Below are 11,952 nucleotides of genomic sequence, written 5' to 3'. Positions count from 1 at the left end.
CCAAGGGTCTGTTTGCATCCGGCCCCCATGGCAAAACGCAACGCTATTTGGCCGCCAAAACCCTGTATCACCGCCTGCCAGTTCCGCCCCGGGTAAAGCACAAACTACGAAATTTGGGTAAGCGTATACTATCGCCAGAAACCTTACAGGATTATCAGACCTGGATCAAACGTTACGATGCCCTTACGGACACCGACCGCAAGGTCATTGGGCAGCAGATTGCCTCGTGGGAGAATCCACCCAAAATATCTGTCATCATGCCCTGTTATAATCCGCCAGAGAAGTTTTTGCGTCTGGCTATCGAATCGGTACGCAAACAACTGTATCCCCATTGGGAACTTTGCATTGCAGATGATGCTTCACCGCAACCCCATGTACGCAGAGTTCTGGAAGAATACGCCCGCCGGGATCAGCGTATCAAAGTTCTTTTCCGTGAGAAAAACGGTCACATTTCTGCTACCTCCAACAGTGCCCTGAGTCTCGCTTCCGGGGAGTACATTGCGTTACTCGACCACGACGACGCCCTGGCCGAACATGCCTTGTATTGGGTGGCCGCAGAGATTATGCAGCATCCAGAGGCGGAGCTGATCTATAGCGATGAAGACAAGATAGATAAAAACGATCGTCGCTGCGATCCATTTTTCAAGCCGGACTGGAATCCTGAACTGCTCCTGGGACAAAACTACATCAGCCACCTTGGTGTTTACAAAAGAGATCGTGTGCTTCAGATTGGCGCATTTCGGGAAGGGTTTGAAGGGAGCCAGGACTGGGACTTGGTGCTGCGCTTTACGGAAGGGTTACCTGTAGAAAAAATCCGACATATCCCAGCAGTGCTGTACCACTGGCGTATGCTCGCCAATTCCACTGCCAGCAATTTAGCCGCCAAACCTTATGTGGTGAATGCGGCTAGTAAAGCTATAGCTGAAGCCCTGCACAGAAAAAAGGAAAATTTTTTACTGGATAGCGCCTGTGATGGTGCATTTCACTTGCCCCGTTTTGAGGTGCAGGAATGCTCCCTGGTCAGTATTATCATTCCCACCAGAAATGGATTGTCGGATCTCCGGCAATGCCTGGATAGCTTGGCCAAGACGGAATACCCTCATTATGAGATCCTTGTGATCAATAATCAAAGTGATGATCCTGATACTTTGGCCTTTTTCAATGATATTTCTAAAAAACCAGGGTGCCGTGTAGTATCCTATGACCAGCCATTTGACTACGCCGCAATGCATAATTGGGCGGTGCCGCAGGCGCGGGGTGACTACCTCTGCCTCCTGAACAATGATACCGAGGTAGTCACTCCGCATTGGTTGGGTGAGATGTTGGGCCAAGCCCAAAGGGATGGTATCGGCGCGGTAGGAGCCAAGCTGCTATATCCAGACGGAACAGTTCAGCATGGCGGTGTAGTGCTTGGGGTCGGGGGTATAGCTGGGCACGCGCACAAAGGGAAGGCGGGAGAATTTTCTGGTTACTTTAGTCGCGCATCCTTGGTACAAAACTTCAGTGCCGTGACTGCGGCTTGCATGCTCCTTCGCAAGAAGGATTGGGAGATTGTTGGCGGTATGTCTGCGGAACTTTCTGTCGCATATAATGATGTTGACCTCTGCCTCAAGCTACTAGAAATGGGCAGGCGAAATGTCTGGTTACCCCATGCAGTTCTCTATCACCATGAATCCAAGTCGCGCGGTAGTGACCTCCAGCCGCACAAACTCCGACGATTTGCCATGGAGCATGCCTATATGCAATGGCGCTGGGGGGCAGCCCTTCGCACTGATCCCGCCTATAATCCAAACTTAACGTTGGATAGGGAAGATTTCAGTATGGCTTGGCCGCCACGGGTACAACGGCCCTGGCATAGAGAACCGATAGTGATAGACGTGCCTTATGGGTTACCACACATGGAAGCCAAACCCTTGACACTCATGCCTGGGGGAGAGTTGCAAGGAAGTTTTCCGTTGCCGGTAGGGGTTCGAGGCACGTTACATGGTATGGGCATCATGATAGGTAACTATGGGGGTGCTTCCAATGGCACGCTCACTCTCCGGATCGAGGACGATACCGGCCAGATAGTTCATGCCCATACACCCTTGTCTGGGTCTCAAGATAATGCGATGCTTCCCATGATATTTACCCGTGGCCACTTGATTCTGCAAGGCCAGGAAAGATTGACTTTCCGGGTGAAGCTCGAAGGGGCTTCCCATCCTGTAGCTCTCTGGACGTATCCGCTCAACGAACGTTGGGGACATCAAATCTCGGGTTATGAAGAGATGGCCATACGGATGGATCTACGGGCAATGACTGATAGCTTATGAGTTTGCCTTGTAAAAGATAGGATTTGCAAAATGCTCAGATCTAAAAGCAAGGTAATAAAGGAGCGGTTTCAATCTTGAAGCGCAACACCCTCGCCCATCAAACGACCAGGGCTTACGCATGAAAACTTTTGATGGTCAGAACACCAGCATCCATTTGTTTTACTAGAATTTTTACGGTCATGCGAGGGGCAGCGCGCCATCCATGACCTACACAAGAAAACCACCAATGACAGCGCGTCTGGCAAGAGAGACTATCAGCCTCTTGTTCTTTCGGGAGCCAACTGGCTGGACATCATCGGCCGGGCTGGTGGGATCAAGTCTTGCCATGCCCGTTTATCAATATAACTATATGTTTTACAATAAAATTGGTGACTGATGTTTTCATGCGTAAGCCCTGATCAAACGACCCTTTGATGGAAACGCGCGTCGAGGCCTGCCTGACCAATGTTTTCGGGCAGACCTCTGGCGTTGTTGGAAAGTGGGCAAAAAAAAGATGGGTTGTTGGACTGGCATGGCAGGCTCACTCGTACACCGGTGTACGACAGGGATTGAGAAACACCGCCACGAACCGCCAGAATGGTATACTGTTGTTGCTTTTGCGTCGCCGCGACGCAAAAGCTATACCAAAGCCGCGCGCCCTTTATCTTGCGTTCCCTCTCGTTGGTCGGGAACGGGTAAATTTTGTCAGGTGATGCTCAATCACGCCCAGCCGCTGGATCTTGTAGGCAGTCTTGCAGGTACAAAGGGGGGTGCGACATATAATAAGTAAAATTTATTTAATATAAATAAAATTTATCAATGTACAGCCGCTGAACGTTGATAAATTAAATATATGAAATATAAAATATTATTATCGAAGGTATCGGCTGGACATTCACCCCGCAACGCGGGAATCCAGCGAGTCGGATTGCATCCGGCATTTACTGGAACGGCATAATACCCGCTCAGGTGAACCCAAGACCAGCAACCAGAATGCCCGTAAAAGCCCCAAATTTGCCCTAGAAGCGATTGAGAACAGCGGGGATAGAGAAATATACCCCACCCATCCACAAAAACGGCGGATAAAACTGTGGATGACCCCGCTAAGGCCTCCCCAAGATTCGAGAATCAGGCCCGCCACTTTTCGTGGCATGCCTGAACCCTCTCACCCTCCGTGCCGGACATCGAGGCCTCGACTACCCTTGGCCGACGCCTTAGCCGATACGCTTTCCCGCGGAGTGCTGCCCTCGGTCCTGCGCTCGCTTCGCTCGCTAGGCCCTCAGCCAGCCTGATTTAGTTTTTTCGATCTGAGGATCTAGGACCACCAGGACATATCCCGTAAGGCCATACAAAACAAACTTGGAAATGCCCCTCTGATCCAGGGCTACCGCCCTGGCAGGGAGCCTGCAAGCAGGCCTACCCTCCGGGGGATATACAAGAGGGGCGATTAGTCGCCAACGCACCAGTTTTCGACAGTCCTGTGATGTACTCCAAGTTCCATGGCGATTTTTCGGTAGGTCCATCCCTTGGCCCGCAGAAGCCGTGCTGTGGCCCGTTTTTCCTCGTTGGCTACCGTTACCCCATCCAGGGTGTATTGCGTGGCATAGCGGCCTTCTTTGGCCCGATTACGGGCACTCTGGCGTGCCTGTTCTCGTCGTTTCTGTTCCTCATTGGGAATGATGGCCCGGAGATTGGGTAGGAGAACCGGGGGGATGAGGTCGCTCATCCAGTCGTAAAGGGTTTGCCTGCGGAATCGGTAGCGGGGATCGACCTTCTGGCCGTTCCACTCGATGGTATGCCCTTCGGCTGCCTGTTGGGCGCGTTTCAGGACCGGCTGCATGGCCTGCCGGATCTCGGGTTGCTCTAGGTCCGTGTGATGGTGGGCGAGGCCTACGATTTCATCCTCAATACCTTCGGGATGGGTGAACCAGCTAAGGGCTACACCAATGAGGAATAGCCACTTGTCCCGGTAGCCTTCGGGGATATGATGCCCATAGTGGCCGGAGATGGCGAGAAGATCCTGGAATACCAGGTGCCAGCGGGCATAGATGCTGCCCTGGATGGCCTTGTCAGGGGTTTTTCTCTTGACCCGGATGTCTCGGACTTGGGCTCTGGGTTTCCCTTCGGTGCCCAGGATCTCAAAGGCAATCTGCCGGAGGGACCAGTGGTGCCCATCGAGGACAATGGCCCGGACTTCTTCCCCTTTGTTTCTCGTGCCCACGACCCGTAATAGCCGGGTGCAATCCTTGGCCGCAGCATCGGAGCCCAGGGAGCGGAAGATACGGATCAGGGCATCCTGGCAGCGTTGCCAGACGGGTAGCGCCTTGGGGGGTAGGGATTCCAGGAGCCAGTACAGGTGCAGGCCTTTCCCAGAAGCCACGATGATATTGGGTGTGGGGATCTGGGCATCGGTGCAGGCATCAAGGACCCCGTATACGTCTGTGTAGTCGTCCAGGTCCACATACAGGGACCGCAGGGAACGTAACAGGCGAATGAATCGCCAGCCGTCGAACTCGTTGACGGTGATGAAGATATCTTCCCGTCCCTGGTCATAGCGGAAGATCTCAGGGATACGGGGGTCATTGGGCTTGATCTTGATCCAGCGCTTTCCTTCGGCGGCTTTACGTTCCCAGTGAATGACCACACCACGCTGCTTCTCGTGCAGCAGCTCGTAATGGGACAGGGGAAGATCCAGGCCAAGGCCTAGCTGATTGGGTAGGGGGTGATAATTTCTATGGGCGGCCATGCTGCCCCCTGGTGCTCGCGTCTTGTTGACGGGACCGGGGGGCTAGTGAAGATGCGTAGCGATTGCTACACTTTTCCACGGTGTCGGTGCCGTCCGGTGCCCATATGCCCCGATATCCTGTTTGCCCTGCCAGAGCGTAGAAGGAATCGGGGCATTGGTTTTTGCGGTTCATACCAATACCTTTTGCAATTTCAAAATCATCCGGCGAATCTACTCCTAGAACTGCAAAGTTGCCAAGTGGCCGCTCCTAAGTAACCAAAGTGAACGCAAGATAAAGGGCACATGGTGCGCTTGAGATACTTTGGTTTGTCTTGCTCTCAACCTACCAAGGCCACCACCAACGGCGCTTGGTTTCTGGGCCAGCCAGTAGTCTTTGCTCCATAGAGTCCACTTTCTTTCTGAGCCACTCGATCTCAGCCAGCGCTCGATCCAATTCCTCTTGCTTGGCCTTAAACAGGGCATGAGATGCATCAAGCTCCGCCTGTAAAGTAGCCATTTTTTTGTAAATTTCTATTGTTAACTCGTGTATACCTGTACGTTCACTGTCATTGTAAACTTTACAATCTTCGGGATTGCTTTCCAGTCCAGAGGAAAGTGTCCCGAACACCCGAAGAAGCTCTGAGGTATCAACCTTCGGCTTTCCTTTCTCATCTCTATCAATGGATAAGGAACCATCGCGTATGTGCTTATAGAGCGTTACACGGGATATACCAACCAGCTTTGCGCCCTCTGTAAGTGTAACTTTCGACATGTTAATCAGTGTTAACCGGCGTAAACATGAACGTACTCTTACATGGAAAGCTCGTTGTGGGAGCCTATACGGACCAATTGAAGGGTATGCTCGTCCGGTTTGCGATAGATGAGTACCAAGTCTGGGTAAAGATGACAGTCACGGTGATCTATCCAATTCCCAGACAAGGCATGATCTTGGTACTTGGCTGGCAGTGCTTGATCGGCAGCAAGCAGGGCGAGAAGGGCTATAAAGTCTTTTTCTAGAGATTTTTTATGTTTTCCCTTTAACTCCCTCTTGTAGTCCCGCCGGAATCTTGTTGTACGCTCAATCTTTCGCATGAAGATCGGCCATCAGGTCATCAATGGTCTCGAATCTAGGGAGACCCCCTCTACGAGCCTCTCTCATGGCTTCTATTGTTTCTTCATTGGGAACCAGCGGTTCAAAAGGCAGGGCCTTTTCCTTAGCAATTCTGGTAAGCAGTAGCCGGAAAGCATCTGACACAGTGAGGCCCATGGCTGCGAGAACAACCGAGGCCTCTTCCTTGGTATGCTCATCGATACGAGCGCGAACGACAGTGTTAGCAGCCATACTGATAACCTCCTATACCAAAACCAAATAATGAGCTACATTGTAGCACAATTATGTATAGCGATGATAGGAGATCAAACATGGAATGGGATGTCGTTGAGGCTCTCCCAGAACCACTCTTAGCTGTTAAGGTCCGATTTGCCGACGGTACGCAAGGCCGGGTCCGATTTGAACCATCGCACTTAACTGGGGTATTCGAGCGGTTACGAGATGCAGAGGTGTTTAACCAGGTCAAAATAGAGGATGGAGCGCTGACGTGGCCTGGAGAAGTTGACCTAGCCCCTGATGCCATGTACGACACCATCAAGAGCCATGGTGAATGGGTGCTAAAATGACAGTCTCACCGATTTGTCTCATAACACCCCCTAACCGGCAGGCGGCAAACCTAGCAAAATCAGGCCATCCGCCGAGCCGTGCCCAAGGACAACGAGACAGAATGGTTCATTATGTCTATAAACTTTCAATTAATTAATAAAAAAAGAGATTTATTTATGAGCAATAAATTTAACCGTAACAACCATCAACAAGAGCTGGTAGTGGTTCTTGGCATGCATCGTAGTGGGACAAGTGTGGTTACCAGAGGGCTTATGGTGGCAGGCATTTCCTTGGGAGACAACTTGATGCCACCAGCAGCTGGTAATAATGACAAAGGATTTTGGGAGGATATAGATCTTGTTGATTTAAACGAGAGATTGCTAAAAGCCATTGGATATGCTTGGGACAGTGTGCGATCCTTACAGGCAGAACAAGTAGCGTTCCTCTCCCAGCAAGGCTATTTAATAGAAGCCGTAAGATTGCTTAATGAAAAGCTTAATCAATATAAAAAATTTGGATTTAAGGATCCGCGCGTTGCTAAACTGTTACCATTTTGGCAACGCGTATTTGAGGCTGGGGACTTTGCGCCACGTTACGTCGTTGCACTACGTAATCCTATCAGTGTAGCTGACTCTCTATATAAAAGAAATGGATTTCCGAAGGAAAAATCTTACTTACTCTGGATCGAGCATGTGCTGACTATACTGAAATGCATCGTCGGCAAGGATTATATTTTTATAGATTACGATAGAGTTTTAGAAAATACGGATGAGTTTTTAAAAGACATCACGGAATTTCTAGGTACTGAAGTTATTGAAGAAGATAGCGAGAAATTCAAGCATGATTTTTTAACAGATGAGCTTCGCCATTCTAAGTATAAACCAAAAGATATATTTGCCGATTATGCGGCAATTATGCTTACCAAAGAGGTTTATGGAGCGTTAGTTGAGGTTGTTGATAAGAAATCTTCAATTGAAGCTGTTATTCACCCAGATCGGCTAAATCAATGGGAGATCGAATTTGACCGAATGCGTCCGGCTTTGAACTTGATCGACAGCCTCAGCCAGGCCATCAGCGAGCGCGATAGCCAGATCGCCAGCCTCACCAACGAGACGGTACGTTTGAACCAAACCGTGACAGATCGTGAAACCCAGATCGCCAGCCTCAGCCAGGCCATCAGCGAGCGCGATAGCGGGCTAGCAAAGGCCAAAGAAGAAGCCGAGCGGATGCGCTCTTATCTAGCTTCGGTGTTTGAGTCAAGATCCTGGCGGGTAACCAAACCGATACGTAAGTCGATAGCCCTTTTGCGCCAAACCAAGGGTCTGTTTGCATCCGGCCCCCATGGCAAAACGCAACGCTATTTGGCCGCCAAAACCCTGTATCACCGCCTGCCAGTTCCGCCCCGGGTAAAGCACAAACTACGAAATTTGGGTAAGCGTATACTATCGCCAGAAACCTTACAGGATTATCAGACCTGGATCAAACGTTACGATGCCCTTACGGACACCGACCGCAAGGTCATTGGGCAGCAGATTGCCTCGTGGGAGAATCCACCCAAAATATCTGTCATCATGCCCTGTTATAATCCGCCAGAGAAGTTTTTGCGTCTGGCTATCGAATCGGTACGCAAACAACTGTATCCCCATTGGGAACTTTGCATTGCAGATGATGCTTCACCGCAACCCCATGTACGCAGAGTTCTGGAAGAATACGCCCGCCGGGATCAGCGTATCAAAGTTCTTTTCCGTGAGAAAAACGGTCACATTTCTGCTACCTCCAACAGTGCCCTGAGTCTCGCTTCCGGGGAGTACATTGCGTTACTCGACCACGACGACGCCCTGGCCGAACATGCCTTGTATTGGGTGGCCGCAGAGATTATGCAGCATCCAGAGGCGGAGCTGATCTATAGCGATGAAGACAAGATAGATAAAAACGATCGTCGCTGCGATCCATTTTTCAAGCCGGACTGGAATCCTGAACTGCTCCTGGGACAAAACTACATCAGCCACCTTGGTGTTTACAAAAGAGATCGTGTGCTTCAGATTGGCGCATTTCGGGAAGGGTTTGAAGGGAGCCAGGACTGGGACTTGGTGCTGCGCTTTACGGAAGGGTTACCTGTAGAAAAAATCCGACATATCCCAGCAGTGCTGTACCACTGGCGTATGCTCGCCAATTCCACTGCCAGCAATTTAGCCGCCAAACCTTATGTGGTGAATGCGGCTAGTAAAGCTATAGCTGAAGCCCTGCACAGAAAAAAGGAAAATTTTTTACTGGATAGCGCCTGTGATGGTGCATTTCACTTGCCCCGTTTTGAGGTGCAGGAATGCTCCCTGGTCAGTATTATCATTCCCACCAGAAATGGATTGTCGGATCTCCGGCAATGCCTGGATAGCTTGGCCAAGACGGAATACCCTCATTATGAGATCCTTGTGATCAATAATCAAAGTGATGATCCTGATACTTTGGCCTTTTTCAATGATATTTCTAAAAAACCAGGGTGCCGTGTAGTATCCTATGACCAGCCATTTGACTACGCCGCAATGCATAATTGGGCGGTGCCGCAGGCGCGGGGTGACTACCTCTGCCTCCTGAACAATGATACCGAGGTAGTCACTCCGCATTGGTTGGGTGAGATGTTGGGCCAAGCCCAAAGGGATGGTATCGGCGCGGTAGGAGCCAAGCTGCTATATCCAGACGGAACAGTTCAGCATGGCGGTGTAGTGCTTGGGGTCGGGGGTATAGCTGGGCACGCGCACAAAGGGAAGGCGGGAGAATTTTCTGGTTACTTTAGTCGCGCATCCTTGGTACAAAACTTCAGTGCCGTGACTGCGGCTTGCATGCTCCTTCGCAAGAAGGATTGGGAGATTGTTGGCGGTATGTCTGCGGAACTTTCTGTCGCATATAATGATGTTGACCTCTGCCTCAAGCTACTAGAAATGGGCAGGCGAAATGTCTGGTTACCCCATGCAGTTCTCTATCACCATGAATCCAAGTCGCGCGGTAGTGACCTCCAGCCGCACAAACTCCGACGATTTGCCATGGAGCATGCCTATATGCAATGGCGCTGGGGGGCAGCCCTTCGCACTGATCCCGCCTATAATCCAAACTTAACGTTGGATAGGGAAGATTTCAGTATGGCTTGGCCGCCACGGGTACAACGGCCCTGGCATAGAGAACCGATAGTGATAGACGTGCCTTATGGGTTACCACACATGGAAGCCAAACCCTTGACACTCATGCCTGGGGGAGAGTTGCAAGGAAGTTTTCCGTTGCCGGTAGGGGTTCGAGGCACGTTACATGGTATGGGCATCATGATAGGTAACTATGGGGGTGCTTCCAATGGCACGCTCACTCTCCGGATCGAGGACGATACCGGCCAGATAGTTCATGCCCATACACCCTTGTCTGGGTCTCAAGATAATGCGATGCTTCCCATGATATTTACCCGTGGCCACTTGATTCTGCAAGGCCAGGAAAGATTGACTTTCCGGGTGAAGCTCGAAGGGGCTTCCCATCCTGTAGCTCTCTGGACGTATCCGCTCAACGAACGTTGGGGACATCAAATCTCGGGTTATGAAGAGATGGCCATACGGATGGATCTACGGGCAATGACTGATAGCTTATGAGTTTGCCTTGTAAAAGATAGGATTTGCAAAATGCTCAGATCTAAAAGCAAGGTAATAAAGGAGCGGTTTCAATCTTGAAGCGCAACACCCTCGCCCATCAAACGACCAGGGCTTACGCATGAAAACTTTTGATGGTCAGAACACCAGCATCCATTTGTTTTACTAGAATTTTTACGGTCATGCGAGGGGCAGCGCGCCATCCATGACCTACACAAGAAAACCACCAATGACAGCGCGTCTGGCAAGAGAGACTATCAGCCTCTTGTTCTTTCGGGAGCCAACTGGCTGGACATCATCGGCCGGGCTGGTGGGATCAAGTCTTGCCATGCCCGTTTATCAATATAACTATATGTTTTACAATAAAATTGGTGACTGATGTTTTCATGCGTAAGCCCTGATCAAACGACCCTTTGATGGAAACGCGCGTCGAGGCCTGCCTGACCAATGTTTTCGGGCAGACCTCTGGCGTTGTTGGAAAGTGGGCAAAAAAAAGATGGGTTGTTGGACTGGCATGGCAGGCTCACTCGTACACCGGTGTACGACAGGGATTGAGAAACACCGCCACGAACCGCCAGAATGGTATACTGTTGTTGCTTTTGCGTCGCCGCGACGCAAAAGCTATACCAAAGCCGCGCGCCCTTTATCTTGCGTTCCCTCTCGTTGGTCGGGAACGGGTAAATTTTGTCAGGTGATGCTCAATCACGCCCAGCCGCTGGATCTTGTAGGCAGTCTTGCAGGTACAAAGGGGGGTGCGACATATAATAAGTAAAATTTATTTAATATAAATAAAATTTATCAATGTACAGCCGCTGAACGTTGATAAATTAAATATATGAAATATAAAATATTATTATCGAAGGTATCGGCTGGACATTCACCCCGCAACGCGGGAATCCAGCGAGTCGGATTGCATCCGGCATTTACTGGAACGGCATAATACCCGCTCAGGTGAACCCAAGACCAGCAACCAGAATGCCCGTAAAAGCCCCAAATTTGCCCTAGAAGCGATTGAGAACAGCGGGGATAGAGAAATATACCCCACCCATCCACAAAAACGGCGGATAAAACTGTGGATGACCCCGCTAAGGCCTCCCCAAGATTCGAGAATCAGGCCCGCCACTTTTCGTGGCATGCCTGAACCCTCTCACCCTCCGTGCCGGACATCGAGGCCTCGACTACCCTTGGCCGACGCCTTAGCCGATACGCTTTCCCGCGGAGTGCTGCCCTCGGTCCTGCGCTCGCTTCGCTCGCTAGGCCCTCAGCCAGCCTGATTTAGTTTTTTCGATCTGAGGATCTAGGACCACCAGGACATATCCCGTAAGGCCATACAAAACAAACTTGGAAATGCCCCTCTGATCCAGGGCTACCGCCCTGGCAGGGAGCCTGCAAGCAGGCCTACCCTCCGGGGGATATACAAGAGGGGCGATTAGTCGCCAACGCACCAGTTTTCGACAGTCCTGTGATGTACTCCAAGTTCCATGGCGATTTTTCGGTAGGTCCATCCCTTGGCCCGCAGAAGCCGTGCTGTGGCCCGTTTTTCCTCGTTGGCTACCGTTACCCCATCCAGGGTGTATTGCGTGGCATAGCGGCCTTCTTTGGCCCGATTACGGGCACTCTGGCGTGCCTGTTCTCGTCGTTTCTGTTCCTCATTGG

General features: G+C 50.8%; 8 protein-coding genes. 3 read left to right on the top strand and 5 right to left on the bottom strand.

All coding sequences use genetic code 11. The features are described 5' to 3' along the window. A partial coding sequence (locus RTI30_RS08890) for a glycosyltransferase family 2 protein (protein WP_312283671.1) occupies positions 1-2,312 on the top strand: 2,312 nt, incomplete at its 5' end. A 1,426-nt stretch (positions 2,313-3,738) separates the two neighbouring features. Here RTI30_RS08890 and RTI30_RS08885 read toward each other — a convergent pair. From RTI30_RS08885 to RTI30_RS08870, 4 genes are all read right to left on the bottom strand, one after another. Continuing rightward, a complete protein-coding gene (locus tag RTI30_RS08885; protein ID WP_312283670.1) occupies positions 3,739-5,037 on the bottom strand; it encodes a helix-turn-helix domain-containing protein in 1,299 nt (432 codons plus the stop codon). 322 nt (positions 5,038-5,359) lie between these two features. Then, positions 5,360-5,788 (bottom strand): hypothetical protein, encoded by a 429-nt coding sequence (locus RTI30_RS08880; protein ID WP_312283669.1) that lies wholly within the window; start codon positions 5,786-5,788, stop codon positions 5,360-5,362. 38 nt (positions 5,789-5,826) lie between these two features. Beyond that, positions 5,827-6,108 (bottom strand): type II toxin-antitoxin system YafQ family toxin, encoded by a 282-nt coding sequence (locus RTI30_RS08875; protein WP_312283668.1) that lies wholly within the window; start codon positions 6,106-6,108, stop codon positions 5,827-5,829. Further along, a complete protein-coding gene (locus tag RTI30_RS08870) occupies positions 6,095-6,358 on the bottom strand; it encodes a type II toxin-antitoxin system RelB/DinJ family antitoxin (RefSeq protein WP_312283667.1) in 264 nt (87 codons plus the stop codon). The genes RTI30_RS08875 and RTI30_RS08870 overlap by 14 nt, the downstream gene beginning before the upstream one ends. 80 nt (positions 6,359-6,438) lie before the next feature. Between RTI30_RS08870 and RTI30_RS08865 the strand changes: the two genes are divergently transcribed. Both RTI30_RS08865 and RTI30_RS08860 read left to right on the top strand, forming a co-directional pair. Continuing rightward, the gene (locus RTI30_RS08865; protein WP_312283666.1) at positions 6,439-6,693 is read left to right on the top strand and encodes a DUF2442 domain-containing protein; all 255 of its coding nucleotides are present in this window, start codon (positions 6,439-6,441) and stop codon (positions 6,691-6,693) included. A 78-nt stretch (positions 6,694-6,771) separates the two neighbouring features. Beyond that, a complete protein-coding gene (locus RTI30_RS08860) occupies positions 6,772-10,299 on the top strand; it encodes a glycosyltransferase (RefSeq protein ID WP_312283665.1) in 3,528 nt (1,175 codons plus the stop codon). A gap of 1,426 nt (positions 10,300-11,725) precedes the next feature. On the opposite strand, the gene RTI30_RS08855 is transcribed toward RTI30_RS08860, so the two are convergent. Further along, the coding region (locus RTI30_RS08855; RefSeq protein ID WP_312283664.1) for a helix-turn-helix domain-containing protein at positions 11,726-11,952 on the bottom strand (227 nt) is incomplete at its 5' end.

Origin of the sequence: Candidatus Igneacidithiobacillus taiwanensis (assembly GCF_031962545.1) — a bacterium.
Lineage (GTDB): Bacteria > Pseudomonadota > Gammaproteobacteria > Acidithiobacillales > Acidithiobacillaceae > Igneacidithiobacillus > Igneacidithiobacillus taiwanensis.
This window is presented reverse-complemented; position numbering and strand designations above follow the sequence as displayed.